General features: G+C 38.2%; 17 protein-coding genes and 2 pseudogenes. 13 read left to right on the forward strand and 6 right to left on the reverse strand.

The window, feature by feature from the left end:
• Window positions 1–204 precede the first annotated feature (204 nt).
• From H9I37_RS09495 to H9I37_RS09540, 10 genes are all read left to right on the forward strand, one after another.
• A complete protein-coding gene (locus H9I37_RS09495; RefSeq protein WP_187382388.1) occupies window positions 205–1,929 on the forward strand; it encodes an ABC transporter ATP-binding protein in 1,725 nt (574 codons plus the stop codon).
• Window positions 1,917–3,386: an ABC transporter ATP-binding protein gene (locus tag H9I37_RS11670; protein ID WP_187382389.1), complete on the forward strand. Its 1,470-nt coding sequence runs from the start codon at window positions 1,917–1,919 to the stop codon at window positions 3,384–3,386. Before H9I37_RS09495 ends, H9I37_RS11670 begins: the two co-directional genes overlap by 13 nt.
• A gap of 5 nt (window positions 3,387–3,391) precedes the next feature.
• On the forward strand, window positions 3,392–4,114 hold the full coding sequence (locus tag H9I37_RS09505) for an energy-coupling factor transporter transmembrane component T family protein (RefSeq protein WP_187382390.1): 723 nt from the start codon (window positions 3,392–3,394) through the stop codon (window positions 4,112–4,114).
• A 162-nt stretch (window positions 4,115–4,276) separates the two neighbouring features.
• Complete coding sequence (locus H9I37_RS09510; protein WP_187382391.1) at window positions 4,277–4,879, forward strand: MptD family putative ECF transporter S component; 603 nt, start codon at window positions 4,277–4,279, stop codon at window positions 4,877–4,879.
• 216 nt (window positions 4,880–5,095) lie between these two features.
• Entirely contained in the window at window positions 5,096–5,737 is a 642-nt protein-coding gene (locus H9I37_RS09515) for a TetR/AcrR family transcriptional regulator (RefSeq protein WP_187382392.1), read from the forward strand.
• A gap of 57 nt (window positions 5,738–5,794) precedes the next feature.
• Window positions 5,795–7,546 (forward strand): ABC transporter ATP-binding protein, encoded by a 1,752-nt coding sequence (locus H9I37_RS09520; RefSeq protein WP_187382393.1) that lies wholly within the window; start codon window positions 5,795–5,797, stop codon window positions 7,544–7,546.
• Window positions 7,547–9,271, forward strand: coding sequence for an ABC transporter ATP-binding protein (locus H9I37_RS09525; protein WP_187382394.1), 1,725 nt, complete (start codon window positions 7,547–7,549; stop codon window positions 9,269–9,271).
• Entirely contained in the window at window positions 9,259–10,791 is a 1,533-nt protein-coding gene (locus H9I37_RS09530; protein ID WP_255422535.1) for an ABC transporter ATP-binding protein, read from the forward strand. Before H9I37_RS09525 ends, H9I37_RS09530 begins: the two co-directional genes overlap by 13 nt.
• Complete coding sequence (locus H9I37_RS09535) at window positions 10,784–11,485, forward strand: energy-coupling factor transporter transmembrane component T family protein (protein WP_187382395.1); 702 nt, start codon at window positions 10,784–10,786, stop codon at window positions 11,483–11,485. Before H9I37_RS09530 ends, H9I37_RS09535 begins: the two co-directional genes overlap by 8 nt.
• Before the next feature lie 20 nt (window positions 11,486–11,505).
• Complete coding sequence (locus H9I37_RS09540) at window positions 11,506–12,087, forward strand: MptD family putative ECF transporter S component (protein ID WP_187382396.1); 582 nt, start codon at window positions 11,506–11,508, stop codon at window positions 12,085–12,087.
• A 94-nt stretch (window positions 12,088–12,181) separates the two neighbouring features.
• On the opposite strand, the pseudogene H9I37_RS09545 reads toward H9I37_RS09540, so the two are convergent.
• The 6 genes and pseudogenes from H9I37_RS09545 to H9I37_RS09570 all read right to left on the reverse strand — a co-directional run.
• Window positions 12,182–12,395 (reverse strand): annotated as a pseudogene (locus tag H9I37_RS09545) (ABC transporter ATP-binding protein); the annotation flags it as partial.
• Window positions 12,396–12,509: 114 nt separating this feature from the next.
• Window positions 12,510–14,087, reverse strand: coding sequence for an ABC transporter ATP-binding protein (locus H9I37_RS09550; protein ID WP_255422536.1), 1,578 nt, complete (start codon window positions 14,085–14,087; stop codon window positions 12,510–12,512).
• Window positions 14,081–15,826 (reverse strand): ABC transporter ATP-binding protein, encoded by a 1,746-nt coding sequence (locus H9I37_RS09555; RefSeq protein ID WP_187382397.1) that lies wholly within the window; start codon window positions 15,824–15,826, stop codon window positions 14,081–14,083. Before H9I37_RS09555 ends, H9I37_RS09550 begins: the two co-directional genes overlap by 7 nt.
• 13 nt (window positions 15,827–15,839) lie before the next feature.
• Entirely contained in the window at window positions 15,840–16,409 is a 570-nt protein-coding gene (locus H9I37_RS09560) for an MptD family putative ECF transporter S component (RefSeq protein WP_187382398.1), read from the reverse strand.
• Window positions 16,410–16,934: 525 nt separating this feature from the next.
• Window positions 16,935–18,356: pseudogene (locus H9I37_RS09565) on the reverse strand (ABC transporter ATP-binding protein); the annotation flags it as partial.
• 15 nt (window positions 18,357–18,371) lie between these two features.
• The gene (locus H9I37_RS09570) at window positions 18,372–19,139 is read right to left on the reverse strand and encodes an energy-coupling factor transporter transmembrane component T (RefSeq protein ID WP_187382399.1); all 768 of its coding nucleotides are present in this window, start codon (window positions 19,137–19,139) and stop codon (window positions 18,372–18,374) included.
• Window positions 19,140–19,365: 226 nt separating this feature from the next.
• Between H9I37_RS09570 and H9I37_RS09575 the strand changes: the two genes are divergently transcribed.
• The 3 genes from H9I37_RS09575 (at window position 19,366) to H9I37_RS09585 (ending at window position 21,543) form a co-directional block, all read left to right on the forward strand.
• Window positions 19,366–19,596 carry a hypothetical protein gene (locus tag H9I37_RS09575; RefSeq protein WP_187382400.1) on the forward strand — a complete coding sequence of 77 codons (231 nt, stop codon included), beginning with the start codon at window positions 19,366–19,368 and terminating at the stop codon, window positions 19,594–19,596.
• 253 nt (window positions 19,597–19,849) lie between these two features.
• Complete coding sequence (locus H9I37_RS09580) at window positions 19,850–20,608, forward strand: helix-turn-helix domain-containing protein (RefSeq protein ID WP_370586907.1); 759 nt, start codon at window positions 19,850–19,852, stop codon at window positions 20,606–20,608.
• A 188-nt stretch (window positions 20,609–20,796) separates the two neighbouring features.
• Window positions 20,797–21,543, forward strand: a complete 747-nt coding sequence (locus H9I37_RS09585) for a hypothetical protein (RefSeq protein ID WP_187382402.1) — start codon at window positions 20,797–20,799, stop codon at window positions 21,541–21,543.
• The last annotated feature ends 398 nt before the right edge of the window (window positions 21,544–21,941 follow it).

A 21,941-nucleotide genomic window follows, 5' to 3' on the forward strand; every position in this document is an offset into this window, starting at 1 on the left:
CTGAATATCTCTATAAATTCCCATTAACTGTTTCAATATAAAAATAAACCTAGCCATAAAAGGCAGGGTTCTTAGGGGCGGCAGCCCTAAGCGGTTCTTTTGAAAATAGGAGGGGTTATAGGGGAGGCAACAACCAACGAAGTTTCGAGGTGAAGAAATCTTTTATCCGAAAAAGTGTCTTTCCTCCCCTAAAAAGGAGTATTTATGTATAAAGAATTATTTGTATTTTTGAGTAAGAGGGGAAAAATCGATGTATGTATTTCTTCTCTGTTTTTTACCTTGTACGGATTGAGTTCCGTAGGGATGTTACTTACGGTGTTTTCGATTTTGTTTAAGATTGCTGCCGGGACTAATGTGCAGGGACTCTACGGGGCTTTTGCAATGCTGATAGGCTTGGTCGTTTTTAAGGGCATTTGCAATATGATTGCCGACTTAAAAAAACACGGAGCCGGCTTTGATGTGGTGCAGCAAATACGGGAGCGGATGATTGTCAAATTAAAGCTGTTTAGTTTGGGATTTTATACGAATGAACGGCTGGGAGAATTAAATACAATTCTTCATAAAGATGTGGACAATATGTCGATGGTGGTAGGGCACATGTGGCCGCGGATGTTCGGTGATTTTCTCATTGCTCTTGCGGTATTTATAGGCCTTTGCTTTATCAACCTTAGTGCAGCCATTGTTATGGCCGCGTCGATTCCGATTTCGCTTGCCTATCTTTTTTACACAATTAAGGGAGCAGAAAAAACGGAACATAACAATAATTCCGCACTTGCCGATATGGTGAGTTTATTTGTCGAATATGTACGCGGTATTCCGGTGCTCAAAAGTTTTTCGCATAATAAAAGTCTGGATAATGAACTTTTTGAAAAGACTAAAAAATTCGGAGAAACAAGTAAGGCTGCGTCCCGTTTTAAGGCAAGACAGCTTTCGGTTTTTTCGTTTTTAATTGATGCTGGGTATTTTGTTCTTTTTATTTATTCCGGTCTTGCCGCATTACGCGGAAGCATTGATGTACTCAGCTTTATGATTATCGCAGTCATTTCAAAAGAATTTTATAAACCTTTTGCAGCGATGGAAACGCACTATATGTATTATGTGTCTGCCGTAGATAGCTATCACCGCTTGGGAAAAATTCTTCATGCCGAGGTAATAGCCGATAAAACAGATGGGGTTACTCCTGCACAAAACGATATTGTTTTTAAAGATGTAGAGTTTTCTTATGAAGAAGATGAGTTCAAAATGAATGGAGTAAATTTTTCTGTTCCGGAAAAAACGATGACCGCGCTTGTAGGAGAATCGGGAAGCGGTAAGACGACGGTTACGAATTTGCTGTTGCGCTTTTACGATGTGCAAGGCGGAAGTATTACGCTCGGCGGAATTGATATACGAGATATTCCCTACGATGAACTTTTGGATCGCATCAGTATTGTTATGCAAAACGTGCAGCTTTTCGATAACACCATCGAGGAAAATATCCGAGTAGGAAAAAAAGGAGCAACGAAAGAAGAAATCATCGAAGCTGCAAAAAAGGCAAGGATTCACGATTTTATTATGAGCTTGCCGAAAGGCTATGAAACGGATATAGGCGAAAACGGAGGTCTCTTATCCGGCGGACAAAGACAGCGGATTTCCATTGCACGAGCATTTCTAAAAGACGCTCCGATTTTAATCCTTGATGAGATGACCAGCAATGTCGATCCCGTAAATGAGTCTTTAATACAGAATGCCATTACCGAACTTGCAAAAAATAGAACGGTCATAGTGATCGCTCATCATTTAAGGACTATTCAAAAGGCAGATCAAATCCTTGTCTTTCAAAAAGGCTGTCTTATCGAAAAAGGAAAACACGATGAACTTTTGGAAAAAGATGGGTACTATGCTCGGCTGTGGAAAACACAATACGGGAGCGGAATGTGCTCTCGCTAAAAGATATTTCGTATAAAACAAGGACAGGTCTTCTCATTCTCGACAATATAAACCTCGAAATAAAAAAAGGAGAATTTGTTGTCATTACCGGAAAAAGCGGAAGCGGGAAGAGCACACTCGGCTCTGTTATCAACGGCCTTATCTCGCATTACTATGACGGAGTATTAACGGGCGAAGCTTATCTAAACGGAAAAGATATACGCACTATGGAGCTTTCACAAATAGGCAAGAAGGTAGGAACTGTATTCCAAGACCCAAGAAGTCAGTTTTTTATGTTAGATCCATTTAACGAAGTTGCTTTTGGTTTATGCAATATGCGTTTGAACAAAGATGAGATAAAACAGCGCGTCACAAACAGCTTACGGATTTTCGGGATAGAAAACTTAAAAGAAAAAAGTATTTTTAAACTATCCAGTGGAGAAAAACAGAAAGTGGCGATTGCATCGTGCTATGCTATGGATCCGGATGTCTATTTATTTGATGAACCTACTGCAAATTTAGATATACAGTCTATTTTTGATTTAAAAGACATTTTAAGAGAATTGAAAAATAATGGAAAAACCATAATCGTATTGGAACACAGATTGTTTTATCTTACAGAGTTATTGGATCGTATCATTGTGCTTAATGATGGAAAAATTGAAGGAGAATATTCATCCCAATCCCTCATAGATATACAGCGAAAACATCGGGATATTAGAAGATTGTATTTGAATGATTTGAAAGTGGTCAACCACAATGAGCAAAAGATTATGAAAACTCCGATCTTGGAAGTTAAGAATCTTTCATATTTTCATTCAAAAAAAGAAAATACCGGTATCTTAAAAGACATATCAATTACTGCATTCGGTAATGAGATTATAGGAATTATAGGTGAGAACGGAGTCGGCAAAACAACTTTTGCAGGAATTTGTGCGGGTTTATTAAAGGAAACAAGCGGCACTGTCTTTATCCAAGGTAAAAAATATGTCTATAAAAAAAGATTAGGGAAGGTCTATTTTGTTATGCAAGATTCCGATTTTCAGCTTTTTGCGGAAAGTGTAAATAAAGAACTCAGTATTGGAAAATCCGGTGCAATGCTTACAGACGAAGAAAAAGCCGCTATTTTGTCAAGGTTTGAAATTCTTGATTTTAAGAATAGACACCCGATGACCCTATCAAGAGGTCAGAAACAAAGATTGACTATTGCAACTGCGGTAAGCAGTGAAAGTAATGTAATATTTTTTGACGAGCCGACGAGCGGCTTAGATAAAAATTCAATGGACTTAGTATCAAATAGCATTTTAGAAATTTCCGATACCAATAAAACTCTTTTTATAATCTCGCATGATTATGAATTTTTATTATCCGTTTGTAATCGAATTGTTTATTTCAAAGATGGAAGTATACAAGCTGATTTTAAGCTCAATAATGATACTAAGAAGAAACTTTGGGAACTTTTAAGTAAAGGTAGGTGATGAAAATGAATGTAAAAAAAGAGTTGGATCCAAGAACGGTTCTTGGAATTGTATTTATTCTCGTTATGCTGGGACTCGCTATAAATAAACCTTTACCGTCACATGTTTTACTGATTATTTGCAATATATATTTGCTAACTGCAAAAGCATATTGTGAATGTATTTTGTATAGCGTGATTTATATAATAATTGCAGGATTGATGTTTTATATTCACCATATTCCCAACACGACAGTAGCATTAACAATTGTTTCGATAAGCTATTTTGTTCATAAGTTTATCATTGCTATAATGATGATTGAATTTTTGAAGAGAAAGACTTCAATGCCGTATGTTATATCTGCTATGCAAACAATGAAGTTTCCCAATGCTATTGCAATCCCGTTTATTGTCATATTGAGATATATGCCAACGCTGAAAGAGGATTATAGACACTTAAAAGATAGTTTAAAAATAAGAGGACTTCGGACTTCAGGAGTGCAGTTTTTTATTCATCCTATCCGCTCACTGGAGTTTATGATTGTTCCAATTTTATTCAGGAGCATTCGAGTAGCGGAAGAACTATCAACTTCGGTTTTGCTGAGAGGAATTGAAAATTATAAAAACAGAACAAATATCTATCCGCTCAAATTTACAAAAACGGATTTTGCATACGGATTATGTACGGCTATTGCTGTAGGTGCGGTATCGTACTTACAGTTTAGTAATAGGGTGGAGTTTATGTTTTAATGCGACAAGGATTGAAGGGGCGGCTTTGCCGTTCCGCAGGAATGGAGCGATAGCGGAACCCCGAAAAGCCTGTTTTTTGCGATGTGTCGCAAAAAGTCGCCCTAAAAATACAGTATGATAAAACAAAATATTCAAAGCAAATATAAATGTAAGGAGAATGTCATGGAAACAACGACAAACAAACTAAACGCCAAAGATTTTATTTTTATCGGAATCTTCGCTGCGGTTGCACTATTAATTTTCTTTATTACGGGAGCACTCGCTGCATTAACGCTTTTCGGAACGATAGCCAATATCCCGATTACGCTGTTTTTTGTATCGATAGCATTTATGCTGGCGGCATCAAAGGTAAGAAAAACGGGCGTCTTTTTTATTATGGGGATAATTATCGTTTTACCGGGATTTATGGCGGCAAACGGAATAGGCGTCGGCCTTTCAATTATCGGCTGGTTCATTGCGGAGATTCTTGCGTCAACGATGAAGTACAAAGATAAAAAAGCAATCATATTGCCCTATGTGCTGGGCTCCACATTGCAGACAGCCTTGTTCACCCTGCCTATGTATATTTCGCATGGAGAATATTTTATGCAAAGAAAGGAGATTTTACATTTAACGGATGAAGCTTTACAACAGTATTTGCAGGTTGTGGGTTCATGGCAGATGTACGGTTCAATGATTGCATTGACGATTATAACAAGTTTCGCGGGAGCGTGGATTTCTATGCGGATATTAAAAAAGCATTTTGAAAAAGCGGGAGTTATTTAAAAAGTAATATTTTAATTGTTTAAGTAGAAGACCACTCATACATACTATCTTTGCCGCTCGCCACCGCATAAAGGCAGCGGCTTCATTAATTTTCCCGTTGGTGGGAAAAATAGAAAAAATTTTAGATGAACGTTCTATTGACCAAAATGTAAAGATTTGATAATCTAATTATCAAAAATATCATGATTATCATTTTTAAGGCTATGGGGAATCTAGATGTCTTACTGTTCGGATATAACAAAAAATAGAATTTTAGAGTGTGCTAAAAAAGAATTCCTGAAGAAAGGCTTTGATAAGGCTCAGGTAGGTGAAATTGCAAAAGCGGCAAATGTAACTACAGGTGCGATATATCGTCATTTTAAGAACAAAGAAGATTTATTTTTCACACTGATTGAAGATGTATACAAATATACTTTAGAAGTTGTGGTTGAGGTTGAAACCAAGAATGAGAGTGAAGATTATAAGACGCTGTTAGCGCAAGATGAACACATTGTTATTGAGGCCATGTTTTCCGAGGCAATGAACTTTGTAAATTATATGTATGAACATTTCGAGGAGTTTAAGCTTATTTTTGAATGCAGCAAAGGCTCAATGGTTGAAAATTTTGTTGAAGAAATTGTCAACAGATACACGAAAAAAAACATGCGGTTAATACACTCTTCCGGAAATAAGAAATTGGGAATTGATAAGATTGAGGAATTTGAAGTTTATATGCTTACGAGAGGATATATCATTTCTTTGTGTGGATGTATCATACATAACATTCCACACAATTATGCAAACAGATATATAAAAAGTATTGTTGCTTTTCAATATTATGGTTGGAACGGCTTGCTAAATTTCAACACCCGAAAATAACCTTTCTCGTGTCAAGGTTAGTAGGAACTAAGTATCTAAGTATAGAGAGGAATGTTTGTGAAAAATAAAAAAAATAATGCAATCGCGTTACTGATGAAGTATGCAGCGGATAATAAAAGAGCATTATACAAATCAATATTTTCTGCAACTATAGGTGAGTTGTTCGGAATGATACCATTTCTTGCGATAGCTCAATTAATAGAAAAAATATATGTATCTGAGGCTTCTGTTAGAACTGCTTTGCAAATAACTGTAATAGCCTTATCTGGACAGATTTTAAAAGGAGTATTTACATTATATTCAACGCTGACTTCGCATAAAGCAACCTATCATATTTTGAAAAATATAAGAAGTAAGGTCGCAGAAAAAATGCTAAAGGTACCGATGGGCGTGATGATTGATACACCGACAGGGAAGTTTAAGAATTTAATGGTAGATACTATATCGAAACTTGAAGATTCTATGGCTCATTTTATGCCTGAGATAACATCAAGCATAGTTTCGCCTATATTTTTTTTGATTTTAATTTTTACTCTGGATTACCGAATGGGCTTTGCATCTTTACTTACGATTCCGTTAGGTATGCTCGGCTATATAGGCATGATGAAAGATTACAAAGTGAAAAGTAAAACGTATACGGATGCTCAAAATAATATGAACAGTACATTAGTCGAATATGTAAACGGCATTGAAGTGATAAAAGCATTTAATCAAAGTGCGGTCTCCTATGGAAAATTTACCGACGCGATTAATTTTTTTCATGATAGTACACTGAGCTGGTGGAAGCAGAGTTGGTTATGGTCAGCTTTTGTTCAGGCCGTTATGCCGTCAACTTTACTTGGAACGTTACCGGTCGGCGCATATTTATATATGGAATCAGAAATATCCTTATCAAATTTTATTGTATGTATTATTTTACCTATCGGCTTTATTGCTCATTTGATGAAAATCGGAAAATATTCCGAACAATTTAATATGGTTAAAGCAAGTTTAGAAATTATAGAAGATTTTTTATCGAAAGACGAGCTTGTCAGACCAAAAGAGAAAGTGAATTTTGATGATACTTTATATCGATTTGAAGATGTGTCTTTTGCTTATGATAATACGGAACTAGTACTGAAAAATATCAATTTTGGAATAAAACCTCATACAGTTACGGCAATCGTAGGAAGCTCAGGTTCCGGTAAATCAACAATTGCTAAGTTGATGGCTGGTTTTTGGGATTCAACAAAAGGAACGATATATTATGGCGGAAAAAAAATATCAGAGATTCCCTTTGAACAACTGAGTGGTGAAATAAGTTATGTCTCTCAGGATAATTTTTTGTTTAATACAAGTGTAAAAGAAAATATCAGAATAGGAAAGCCGGATGCAAATGATGAAGAAATCATGGAAGCAGCGAAAGCTGCAGCGTGCCATGATTTTATTATCGGATTGAAAGATGGCTATAATACAATCGTCGGTGATGCCGGAGGTGCCCTTTCCGGCGGAGAAAGACAGAGAATTACAATTGCACGAGCAATATTAAAGCAGTCAAAAGTGATAATTTTAGATGAAGCGACTGCCTTCGCAGATCCTGAAAATGAATATTTGATTCAGAAAGCGATAAATAATCTCATAAAAGGTAAAACACTGATTGTTGTTGCTCACAGACTTTCTACAATTATAAATGCAGATAACATTTTAGTGATGAAGAACGGTGAGATTGTAGAAAGAGGAGTTCATAGAAGTCTGTTAAATAAAAATGGAGAATATGCATCATTGTGGACAAATTATATCAGCGGCATAGATGAAGATATGGAGGCATAAATGTTCAATATTGTAAAACGAATATTTCAAATAGCAGGTAAGTATCGCTCCAGTATCATTATAGGTCTTATCTTCGGCGCATTAAAGTCTTTTTTTGCTTCTTTTATGTTACTTGCGGTTTTACTGATAATGATCAATCTTGAAAAATTAAACATGACTATTATTATGCAAGCAATGTTAATAGTGGGAATAAGTATATTAGGGAGATTTATATTTCAATATCTTTGCGATAGAAAATTAAGTGCATCTGGGTATGAGATTTTCAGAGACAAGAGAATTGAAATAGGAGAAAAATTAAAGAAAGCACCCATGGGTTATTTTTCGAAAAATAATTTAGGGACGATTCAAACTATTCTAACAACAACAATTTCCGATTTGGAAGGAATGGCAATGCTTGCGCTGAACTTTATTGTAGGTGGATTTTTTCATGCTTTCGGTATGACAGTTATGCTATTGATATTTTGTATTCCAGTAGGAATAATTTCTTTGATAACAATTATTCTCGGAGCATTTTTACTTGGAATAATGGCACAGAAAGCTGAAAAATATTCATCCGTTATGCAGAAAGCAGGAGAAGAACTGGTTATTGACTCTATCGAATATATCAGAGGTATTTCCATTCTTCGTGCATTTAAAAGTGGCAAAGAAGGTAAAAACAAAATCGAAGAAGCTTTTAGTAAAAAATGTAAAGTTGACATAGAAGTAACAGAAGCTACCGCCTTGGTAATGAAACTTTACGAAATGGTTTTTAAGGTAGCAAGCTGCGTGTTGGTTTTTGTTTCTGTGATTTTATATTTAAATCACACTATCCCGCTTTCTTATTCACTGATGTTTATCGTATCGGCATTTTTAATATTTATGGAACTGGAACTGGTGAATAATGGTGCATTTCTAAGTAAATTGCTAGCAACTTGGCTGGATAGGCTCGACTATATTTCGAATATCCCTTTATTAGATAAGGACGGCAAGGATATAAGCTTATCGTCTTACACTATAGAGTTTAAGGATGTTAGCTTCGGATACAATGAAAGGAAAATTTTAAAGGATATACATTTAAAAATAGATTCAAAAAGCTCTTTGGCAATCGTCGGTGTTTCGGGCTCAGGGAAGACAACCCTTTGCAATCTGATAGCACGGTTTTGGGATGTTCAGAAAGGTGAAGTTCTTATAGATGGAAAGAATGTTAAAGAGTTTACTTCTGAAAGTTTATTAAAAAACATCAGTATGGTTTTTCAAAAGGTGTATTTATTTAATGACACAATAGAAAATAATATAAAATTCGGTAACCCTAATGCTTCACGCGCTGAGGTTATAGAAGCTTGCAAAAAAGCACAGTGTTATGATTTTATTATGAGCCTTGCGGACGGATATAATACGGTTGTCGGAGAAGGCGGCTCCACATTATCAGGCGGAGAAAAACAGAGAATATCTATTGCAAGAGCAATTCTTAAAGATGCTCCTATTGTTATTCTTGATGAAGCAACCTCGAGTGTTGATCCTGAAAATGAATATATGCTAATCAGTGCGATAAAGGAATTAACCAAAAATAAAACGCTTATCAGCATTGCGCATAGATTATCTACGGTAAGAGAAGCCGATAAGATTATTGTTATTGATAAGGGGAGAATTGTGCAACAGGGAAATCATAACGAATTGATTAACCGAGAGGGAATATACAGACATTTCATTGAGATAAGAAAAAAATCAATCGGTTGGAAAATATAAGTGATAAAATGAAAGATACTATTATTGATTTTAATAATGTGAGTTTTAGTTACGGAGCAAAGACAGAAGGTTGCCTAAAAAATATAAATCTTAAAATAAGAATGGGTGAATTTGTGCTATTTACGGGAGCGTCGGGTTCCGGGAAGACAACTGTTATGAGGTTAATAAACGGTTTGATTCCTCATTTTTTTGAAGGAAACTTATCAGGGCAGGTGAAGGTCTTGGGGAGAAGGATAAAAACAAGTTCTCCCGGTGTACTTGGCAGAAATGTCGCATCCATATTTCAAAATCCGCGGAATCAGTTTTTTACAACAAATAGCACTCATGAAGCTGCATTTGCCTGTGAAAATTATGGAATCGACAGAAACGAGATAATAAAGCGAGTAGAAGCTGCTTTTAGTGATTTTAAGGCTGAAAATCTTATGAACAGGGATATGTTTTCTTTATCAAGCGGGGAGAAACAAAAAATAGCGATTATTGCAGCAAAAACTCTCAATCCTAACATTTATGTATTCGATGAACCATCAGCAAACTTAGATATTCGTTCAATTATACAATTAAAAGAGTTTATGAAGAAACTAAAAGAAGCGGGACATACGGTAGTTGTTTCGGAACACAGGTTGTTTTATTTGACAGATTTATGCGACAGATGTCTGATAGTGAATGACGGGAAGATAGTTAAAGACATTCCCGGAAATGATATAAAAAATATGGATAACGGTGATTTAGAAAAATGCAATCTAAGAACATTTGATTTAAATACAATCGAATTTTCTTTGGAACAGAGAGAAAGCGGAAATAAAGAACACGCTGATTTTGAAATTGACAATGTATCATTTTCATATAAAAGCTCCTTATCCATTCTTCAAAAGTGCAGTTTGAAGGCTAATTATGGAGATACCGTGGCTATTATCGGGCATAACGGTGAAGGCAAAACAACCTTAGGAAAAATTATTGCAGGCCTGCTTAGAAGTGAAACAGGACAATTCTTTCTTGATGGTAAACAAATAAAACAAAAGGAACTGTATAAAAGTGTGTATTTCGTAATGCAGGATGCCGACTATCAATTATATTCCGATTCTGTGGTGTCGGAATTAAGATTAAGCGGAGAAGTTCATGGTAATATAGATGATGACGAAATTGAAAATACAATGAAATTATTAAATATTTTTGAATTTAAAGACTATCACCCTCAGGCACTTTCAGGCGGACAAAAACAGAGAGTAATTATCGCAGCAGCTATGACTTCAAATAAACGGATTATTGTTTTTGATGAGCCGACTTCGGGACTTGATTATAGTAATATGAGAGCCGTTGCAAAAGCAATAAATACTCTTCGCGAACATAAAATATTGAATTTTGTCATTTCACATGATTTGGAATTTTTAAGCAAGGTCGCTACAAAAGCAGTATTTGTTGAGGAGGGAAAAATAAATAACACTATTCGACTAACTGATAATTCTGATTTTAAGATAATAAAAAATTTTTTGCTGCAAAAAGAGGTTGAAAACTATGCTTAAATCTTGTAAACAGCACGGGGTAAGATATGATCCCAGGATTAAGCTGTTGCAGGTGTTGTTAGTAGGGATTCTGGTTTTTGTATTAACAGGGAAAAAATATGAAATATCATTATTCCTTTCGGTTTTTACTTTTGCAATGTTGAGCGGTCTTTTTAAGACCGGTATAAAATTCCTAGTTATATACAGCGGGCTGTTTCTTGCAGCTGAAATCAGTCCGTTGTTTATTGCCACAACTATACATTATTTTGTTTTATGTTTTATTACGATAGCATTTGCGGCTTTGAATTTGGCTAAAACTACCGATATTTCAGAAATACTGGCTGCACTTCATAATATGAAAATTCCGTATTATATCAACATTCCTTTGGCGGTAATCCTGCGATTTTTTCCTACCATAAAGCAGGATGTCATTTGTATTAGGCAGGGCACTAAAACAAGAGGGATAGACATCTCAGTATTAGGTGTATTAAAGCATCCGTTTAAAATATACGAAATGATGATAATACCACTCTTGATGAGAATATTGTCTACTGCAACAGAATTGGCAGCCTCTGTTGAAACAAGAGGACTTGGTATCTCATGTAAAAAAACAAGCTATACTGAAATTCATTTCAGTATATTTGATGCATTGTTATTAATAGCAATGGTAACATTTTATACAGTCATTATTGTTATGAAAATGAAAAATTATTAAACTCCAAGGAGGACTGAATAATGAAAGAAAAAAGAAGGTTTCAACTCAAAGATTTGATTGTTACCGCATTAATGGTTTTATGCTCACAGATTTTGTATAGAGTATTATCATTTCTGTTTATATCACCATATACCTTGCTTTTTGCTATTCCTATCTGGGCAATCATAGGAGCAATCGCTTATTTCCTAGTACCTACTAAAACAAAAAATCCATGGATGATATTACTGTTTTGTGTACTTACCAGCCTGATAGGCTTTTATCCGCCATATATAATCAGCTGTATTACCGGTGGAATTGCTGCAATGCTGATCGCAAAAATAAAAGGCATAGGGGATTATATAGGTTTAACCGTAGGATATATGATATTTTGTGTACTTGCAGGATTTGGTGGAATGTATGTACCGTTCTTATTTTATGCGGAACAGACAATTACTTCTTATAAGGAACTATTTGGAGATGAATACTTAGATATTTTAACTAAAATAGTTTCACCAATCACAACAGTAATAATGCTTATTGTTATAGCAATCTGCGCGATTATTGGTGCAATGATTTCAAAAAAGCTTCTAAAAAAGCATTTTGAAAAAGCAGGGGTTATTTAAAAAGTAATATTTTAATTGTTTAGGTATGAGTAATCTCTAAAAACCGTAACCCCCATTTGCCTGTTCTGTAAGGAATGATTATTATAGGCAATCTCTAAAAAACGAAGTTTTTAGAGGTTCCTTGAATATCCCACAGCCGCCGGTATAGTCCCTCTTGTGCAATCAGCTCTGCATGAGAGCCGCGCTGACTGATTGTTCCGTTTTCCAGCACGAGAATCTGATCGGCGTTCTGTATAGTAGAAAGTTTATGTGCAATCATAATCACTGTTTTGTTTTTTAAAAGTTCCTGTAAAGCCGTTTGAATCAGCGTTCCTTAAAATGCAACAGTTGAACAAAGTTTGAACTTTGGAAACTGTTGCATTCGTGCGCGATAAGCGCACATATAATACTGCGATGTTTCGGCTTCGCCCGAAACTCGTCGTTTAACAAGGCGGTGCTATTTTAACCGCCGAAGTTAAACATTCGTCTTCCGCATCGACATTTGCCGTTACCTCGTCCAAAAGGATAATCGGCGCATCCTTGATAAGAGAACGCGCAATGGAAATACGCTGCTTTTCTCCGCCGGAAAGTCGTGCTCCCGCCTCACCGATAACCGTGTTGTAGCCATCTTCCATCGCTTCAATAAATTCCGCACAGCCTGCACGCCGTGCTGCTTCACGGACTTCTTCAATCGTTGCTTCCGGCCGGCCGATGCGGATATTGTTCAGCACGGTATCATTAAACAAAAACACATCCTGAAATACAAAACTGATATTCTTTAACAAGTGTTCGTACGAGAGCATTTTTACCGCCTTGCCGCCGATGCTGATCTCCCCGTGCCCGGGCAGGATATCCCAAAAGCGGGCAATCAAATTCGTAACCGTCGTTTTGCCGCTCCCCGAAAGTCCGACAAGAGCCGTCGTCGTTCCTTCCGGTACGCAAAAACTAACATCTCGCAATACCGGCGTTTTATTGTATGCAAAATTCACATGCTCAAAACAAATATCGTACCGCTCAAGTTTTTCCGTGCCGGAAATATCTTCTAATTTAGGAATCGTCTTAATTTGATTCATCCGGTCGATGGACTGTTGCGTCATCTTCGCAAAGATACTGAATATACCCATCGCTTCGGCGCCGGTAAAAAGACTGAACGAGGCAAGCATCAATAAAAAGGCTTGCGGAAATACGAAGTCCTTGTGCAATAGAAACAGTCCGGAAAGAAATACAATTCCCGTCGTAATCAGCCGAAAACATAATTGATACATGCCCATCGGCGGGATATGAACAAATTCTCCCCGCACGGAAAATGCGCGCAATCTTTCATAAGCGTCTTGTGTTTTGGAAAATTGTTTTTCCGTCATATTGTAGGATTTCAATACGGGCAGTCCCTTGATAAATTCAATCGTATCCTCCGTTACCTGTCCGATCAATTTTTGCCGATTTAGCTTGAGCGCATCCTGCCGTGTTGCAAGATATCGGTAGGCAAACCATGTCGGGATGAGCAAGACAAGCACGAGCAAAAAAATACGGTAATCAAATGAGAGGCAGATCATAAGCGCGATGACAAATACCGGAATGCCGACTGCAACTTTTTCAATGACACCTATGCCTTCTATTTCTAAAAACGCTGCGTCCGAGGTAATCGTTGAAACCACATCGCCCAAATTCTTTTCGTTAAAAAAACCGAGCGGAACCTTCCGCAATTCCTTCCCCAACGTTTTGCGCTCTTCCGCCATACACTTATACCCCGCGCCCGACCGCAGATACGAAACAAGGTAGCGCAACACAATGCGGGCAAAAATACTCGCCAGCATAATCAGCGAATACCGGATCATTACCGGCATCGTCAAAGCCTCCGCAACGTCATGATTAAATTCCGGCATCTGCGCGGTAATATGGAACGCTGCCAGCAAAGGAACTACAATCAGCCAGCCGTCAAAAAAGCTCAACACAAGCGAAGCATACAGTTCCCTTTTTTGCCCGCTCATCAATTTGATAAAATCCCGCACCGTTTTTAACATATTGCCTCCCCGATTCCCCTCTCCAGCTTCCAGTTCCGGCTCTGTACCTGCGTACTCCACAGCTTTGCATACAGCGGTGATTGCTTCAACAGTTCGCCGTGTGTTCCCGTAGCGGCGATCGTTCCGTTATTCATCACGATAATTTGATCGCAGCCGGTAACCGTTGATAACCGGTGTGCAATTACAATGAGCGTTTTGTCTTTACACAATTCTTCGAGTGACTTTTGAATTTTGTGCTGATTTTCCATATCAGCATAAGCGGTTGCTTCGTCAAGAATCAGTATCGGTGCGTTCCGCAAAATCGCACGTGCAATAATAATCCGCTGCCGCTGACCTCCCGACAATTTTGCACCATCATCTCCCGCACTTGTGTTGTAGCCATTTTCAAACGCAATGATAAACTCGTGGCAATATGCTTTTTTCGCCGCTTCAATCACTTCCTCATCGGATGCATCGGGATTCCCAAGCCGTATATTTTCCATAATCGTCATGTTGAATAAAAAGGTGTCCTGCGTTACATAGTTGACCCGCTGCATCAGCTGATCCAAAGATAAATCTCGATAAGCAACACCGCCTATTGTTATACTTCCTTCCTGTACATCCCAAAAGCGTGCAATAAGATTAGCGACGGTCGTTTTACCGGAACCTGAATGTCCGACAATCGCGGTCTTTGTTTTTTCAGGGAACACAAGCGAAATATCATGCAGCACCTGCACATCTTCATACGCAAAAGAAACATGATGCAGCGCAATTTCGTTATTCGGTATTTCACCGGCGGCTGTATCGGGTTCTTGTAATTCGGGAGCAGCGAGAACTTCGTTGATGAGACGTTCGCCGTTTTTAATGTAATAAAAGTTATCCATAAATTCCGTGAACTTTAAAAGCGAAGTGCCGATCCCGACAGATACTAACACGGAAAACAAATACAAGTGTGCACTCAAACTGCCGGCGCAATATAAAAAGCCTCCGACACTCAGTACGCTTGCCAAAAGCGAGGAGAGTAAAACAATCGAAGGAGATGCTGCAACGTACATTCTGTTATAAAGCCGCAGCGTCGCCGTTTTGTATTCGTCGATGGATGTTTCATAGTGGGAAAGCGCCGCATCTTCGCGCCCGAAGATTTTGATTTCCTTATTTCCGCGGATATATTCGATAACCCTCCCGTTCATATTTTCGAGCATGGTATAATAGGTGTCCGCAAATTCATTCATAATGCCGATATACATCGGAAGATAAAACAGCAGCGTCAGCGCCGCGGGAACCAACACCGAAAGCCCCATCCGCCAGTCAAAACTGAAAAGCAGCGCGATAACACTGACAGGCAGTAGTACGTTTGAAGTCGTTTCGGGGATTGCGTGCGCAAGCGGATATTCGAGGTGTTCGAGGGTGTCAATCAAGAGGCTGTGAAAGTAGCCGCTCCCTTTTGCTTGCATGTAGCCGAGCGGCATACGCATCATTTTTTCCGTAATGGAAAGCCGCACTTTTTTCAAAATAGAAAACGCAGTCTTATGCGAAAGAGCGGTTGAAAGACAGTGCATCAGGATTTCGAGCGCAAGCGACAGCAAAATCAACAGCGCATACCACAACACTGTCTGTCCATTGCAGCCCTGCACAATACGCAGCAGCAGCCGGTACACCGCATAATACGGCAACAACCCGAAAAACACGGAAGCAATCGCCATGGCCACAGAAACACTATAAACCGGAATATGCTCTCTTATAAAATCCTTAAACTGCATGGTTGGCAATCCTCTACTCCATATCCTTAAAATGCCGTTTTAAGATGAGCTTTCCGATATAGATACCTGCAATACCTAAAACGATAGCGGATACTATGCCGATAACGGCGAAGGTTCCGGTAAAATAGTGTACATACTCAAGTATCTCTTCCCGGCTCATTCCCATTTCCTGCCACTTTGCCAGTTCCCGTTCCAAAAAGAAAAGAAAAGGGAACACGCCTCCGGTAAAATATGCAGCCTGCGTAAGTCCGTGACCGATACCGACCGAAAGCGTTTTGAACCTTGTTTTTGTAATAATCACATCGGCTATCAAACCTGCAATGACAACAAAAATCAGACAGTTAATACTTCCCATTCCGGTCAGCGTAAAGAGCGCGACACCCAGTCCTGCCAGCAGCGTCAACACGCCGAATCTCCGCACAGTCTTTACAACAAAAAGCACGATAGGCCCCATCAAAAGTCCCGTCATACCGGGCGCAAACACATGCATAACGGGGATAGTAACGGCTGTCAGCATTCCGACCCCATAAATAACGGCTGCATAAATTGCGGCCATTAAACCGATTAAAACAAAGTGTTCCATAAAATTAAACAGCCGAAGAAAGTATGAACTTTTGAGGCTGTTTAATTTATGCACTTTTGTAAGGCGCCAGCCTGAAAAAGCGCAGACAATAGAGCCGTTTTGTGAAAACAAAACGGTTAGTGTTTTTAAGCGGCGCTATTTAAGCCGCTTAAAATAAACGATGATTTTCCAGTGATTGGTTTTTGTTTCCATACCTTTATAACCTCTCTTTAAGAACAAACCTGTTCAGAAACTTCAGTTTCGGAACAGGTTACCCTGTAATGCGATGTTCTAAATCGTGCTATTTGTGCGATTTAGAACTCGTCGACCTGTTCGACAACAAAGTTATCGAACAGGTCGAATATATTCCAACTGCATCGAACCGTTCAATTGAAAATCTTCCTTACGATGCAACGGCTGAACAAAATGTGAATTTTTGAGGCCGTTGCATTCATGCGCGTCAGCGCATACGTTTAATAAGCGATGTTTGCGATAAGCAAACTCGTCATTTAACTTTGGTTGCGCTATTTTAGCAACCAAAGTTAAATCTTCGGTTATTTGTCCGTCTTCCAAAAGAACCGCTCTATTGCAGGTGTTTAAAATGAATTCATAATCATGCGTGATAATAACGGAGGCGTTTGTCTTGCCCGTTATCGAATCGATTAACGCACAGACATTTTGCATACTACCGTAATCCAAACCGCTTGTCGGTTCGTCAAAAATAGTGAGCCGCTTATTTTGTAAAAATGATGCAGCGACTACCAAGCGCTGTTTTTGTCCCATCGACAGTGTTGTCGGATGCTGTTCTTGCAGCGTCGAAAGATCAAGCGCTGTAAGAACGCTTTGTATCCGGTTTTCCCGATCGGGCAGCGCTTCGTTACCGAGCAATAGATCATCATATACGCTGCACCCGAAAAGCTGAAAGTCTACATTTTGCATCACATACCCGGCGGTCTTACTGCGTACCCTAGCAGGGAACGCTCTTCCGTCCAACAAAACGGTACCGCTCTGTTCCTTTTTTAATCCGCACAGGATTTTCCCAAGCGTTGTTTTTCCGCATCCGTTTTTACCGATTAAAGCAATCTTGTCTCCGGGATATATCGAAAGATGTATTCCTTTTAAAACCTCAGCATTTTTCCGATATCCAAAATGAATATCGTGCAGTACAACCAAGGCTTCGTCTTCATGCTGACGCCGCGGAGCGGGCAGCGTATTGCGGTGATTTTGAAATACATGCAAGCCTCGAAGTCCTCGTTTGTGGAACTCATCATTACCGATAGTGCGTAACGAATCTTTTTCATATTCCCGTACTATGGTTCCGTTTTCCATTACGATGAGCCGGTCGCAGAGTTCCGCCAAATAATGCAGCCGGTGTTCGATGATGAGTATCGTGTAACCTTTTGATTTTAGCTGTGCAAGTATTTGTGTAAGCAATTCAACGGATCGATAGTCAAGATTGGAAGACGGCTCGTCCATCAATACAACGCGCGTATCCAACATTAAAACCGAAGCGATTGCAATTTTTTGTTTTTCACCTCCGGAGAGTTCCGAAAGCTTTCTGTTCAAAAGCGGTTCCAGCGATAGCAGTTTTGTAACACGGTGCAGCCGCTCTTGTATTTCCTCTTTTTCTATACCGTAATTTTCGCACGGATATACAAGATCGGAAAGCACATCGGTGGTAAAAAACTGGCTTTCGGGATTTTGAAAAACGGAAGCTGCAATGTTCGATATATCGCATATGCGCATCGACGAAAGAACTTTGCCGTTTAATGTAAGCGTTCCGTTTATTTCTCCTTCATAAAAATAAGGACACAGCCCGTTCATACAGCGAAACACGGTCGTTTTTCCGCAGCCGCTTTTTCCGGTAATAACAACCAGTTCTCCTTTTTTGATAGACAAGGATACGTGTCGAATTGCCTGCGCCGCGGCACCGTTATATTTGTAGCTTACATCATTCAGGTTGATCATACGCGAGGCTCTCATTCAAAATAGTTTTGCGTACATACTTGCCGTCAACACTGTGATTACAGCGAGCGAAAACACGGCATCTACCGGCCGGAGTTTGACATCAAAGTACGAGGTTTTTTTACCGGTGTTTTCAATACCCTTAACCAACGCCGCACAGGAAAGTTCTTCCGCAGTCTTTAGGCTTTTAAACAACATCGGCACGATTATAAATTCCATCGTCCGTATCGGATGAAGCATAGCCGAACGTTTTGAGGTGTACAAACCTTTCAGTTTCATCGCATCGATAATAACCAGAAAATCATCTTTTATTGCAGGAAAATAACGAAACATCACCGCTATGCTGAGGATAACGCCTCGCGGAAGCCGCATACGGTCGAGAGCCATTGTAATTTCCGAAATATTTTTTTGTTTTTGAATTACCGTTCCCAGCAGCATAAATGGAATAATCCTCTGCACGATAAAAGCGACTATTCCGATAACGGAAAAAACTGCGGATTGAAACATCGGAACATGCACATGCAAAATCAGTTGATAATAGGAAAAAAGTACTGCAAACAAAACAGTGTAGCACAACAAGACACCGTATCGCATTTTAAGACAGCCTGTTCTAAAACTGAAGTTTCCGAACAGGTTTAATTCTGTTATGACCGGCACTGCCGCCGCAACGATAAAAGAGCAAAGAGTTACCTCCGCCTTTCCTGAAATCAGCATAAAAACCATAATCACTATGTCTAAAAAAAGAAGCGTTCTAACATCGAATAGAGAGGTTTTGTTTTCTTTCATACTAAGCTTTTCCGCATATAGCAATTTTTTATACATCATAGCCATACAAGTTAGATATGACTATCAGGATATCGAAACATTGTCTTTTTGCCATATTTTTTGGCTGTGAGCAAAAGCAAGTGGGAGGGAGATTTGTTTTACCGTCATTATACAGATTATTAATGGATGCCTCGCACATAGCATTATTCGGCTATTTATTGTATAATATAAGAGGTAGGAGGTTATTATGAATCGTAAAAGTTTTTGTGAAAAAGATGGAATTGTAATTACATATACCGATAACGATGTATGTTTTGAAGATTCTAAAACAGCCGAAGCTATCTTGCTTACAAATAAAGGGGAAATAATCCATTCTAATTTTGATGTAGAAAAAAATGAATATTTTAAAAACTATCTAACACAGATTTATCAGTCGATAACGGCATTCCGCAATCTTGACGCACTGGAGAGCGCCTGATACCCATAGCGTAGAAGTACAATTTTATAATTGATTATATTAGGAAACCCTAAAATTGACTAAAAGCTATCAAAGTTTTATAGAACATACCGGCAGCACACTTACCAAAAAAGGCGCGCTGCTGAACAAGTGTTTTGACACATACCAATTTTCATCCGAGTACGGCAAGGGGTATACTGCCTTATATCAACTCGATTCCTATGCGAGTATATGCATTGCGGAGCATTCATACACCAGAGATTTTGAATATTCCGTGACAACAGAGGATTCTATCGTCATACAGCAGTACGATTCTATCGATTCTGACCGACGTTATTCGCATGGAAATGTTTCATCGGGAATGCAGTATATCGATTATGCACCGGGTAACCAAACCTATCAATATGTCATCAAAAAAAACGTTCCGGCAAAGGTGATCAGTGTTCAGCTGTTGCCGGATTATTACGAAACATATCTCAAAAAAGAGTTCGGTATAAAAGGTATCGATTTGAAAAAAGACCTACAGGTGTTTCCGCACGGTGTTGTAATTCCTGAAATTGCAGCGATATTTAGCAAGATACGCAGCTTTAACGGGACTGAACTCAGCACACGGCTATTTTTCAAAAGCAAGATCGATGAACTTACTGCAATCCTTATTCAAAAAGCGGAAGAATTCAGTTTGCCGGAAAACAGGAAAATTATAGCTTCAGACAGGCGTACCGTTACAAGGATTACGGAATATGTGAATACTCATTTGTCAAAAAACTTTTTATTGTCCGAACTGGCAGCCGAGGCATATATGAGCGTTTCAAAATTCAAATATGTGTTCAAGGCAGTCACAGGGCAAACGTTTTCCGACTACATAAGGCAAAAAAAGATAGAAAAGGCCTGTGAACTTTTAACGCAAAGCAATCTCTATGTTGCGGAAATTGCTTATCGACTCGGCTATAAAAACGCAGGAAGTTTTTCTGTTCAATTCAAAGAATACACAGGTGTGCTGCCGTCTGATTACCGTATCTTGGGAATCAAATAGTAAAAAATACAGCTATAAATGCGTTTGAAAATCCCTTTCACATCACAGCTTTAAGTACACAATCAATTCAACGGGTTCGCGAGCGGAATATATGAAGATACATTTCCGCCGTATTTCACACAGGCTTTGAATTCAAGTTTTTTTATTTATTTTTCCCATTTAACAAATTTTCGTTGTATAATACAGAAGTGAGACTGTTCATCTATTCATTGCAGCGGGAAATAACTCAAATAATTTCTGATCATCTTTCAAATGAAGGGCATTTGTGTTTGACGTTTGACGAGCAATCTCATTTATATTCAACAATCAAAGACTTAAAAAAACACCCTGACTTATTGATTTTGGATTTCCGCGTCTTCAATCATGATACATTCAATATATTTTCATATTTTGAGAGATTCGAAATAAAACTTCCCGTGCTGTTTTACAATGATCCATGCCTCACGAGGACAACACTTGCGGAACACTGGAAATCTCAGATTGATTTTTTGCAAGGCTGTTACATAGATTTTGACGAAGAAAAATATATGCCGCTTTTTAAAAGCCTTCAAAAACTGATAGAATCAAAGGAATTCAAACCGTACATCGCCTTGCTTCAAGAGCCTCAGCCTGTCCCGCAAGAATTTATCCGCGATAAATATACGCTAGATTATTTACAATACAACAAAGATGACTCGATACTGAATTTTAAAGAAAGAAACAATCTTTCAAACAGCCTTTTTTATCTTTTATCGATATTGCAAAAAAATAAAGGGATTTCTCTGTCGTTGAAAGATATCGCAGAATTATACAAAAAAGATGATAAAAAAATAACGGTTGAATCACTTAGAGTTTTAATTTCAAAATTGAAAAAGGCAATAAGAACTGATAGAGACTGCAATTTTCTTATAAACAAAGAACTCGATAGATATAGATTTGTAAAATATAAAAATTAAACAAAAAAGTTGCCGGAAATTATTTCGGGAGCCATCATAAAATCAGCTTAACTTGCAAACGTGCAAAGGCATGTCAGTGCTAGAGACGGGAGTTATGTGATTAATATTTCAGGGTCTTTTTGAACCATTTCTTAAAACAAACCTTGCATCTGCTATCTTCAAAATCGCAATCATTATAATTAATTTTAAGCTCAATCAAGCTTGGGTATCACTTCTTGGATAAATATCATTAGAAGACAATGAATTAGCGGGAATGAAAAACAAATGAATTCCTTTTTTATCACTATCATTTAGAATTAGCTACCAATCATTGTGCAAGAAATCTATATTGGGGTTAGCCCAGAATTTTCGCCCATATGAATTATTTTCTGATGAAAATGTTATATTCCTATATTCTT

Source organism: Treponema sp. Marseille-Q3903 (assembly GCF_014334335.1).
Lineage (GTDB): Bacteria > Spirochaetota > Spirochaetia > Treponematales > Treponemataceae > Treponema_D.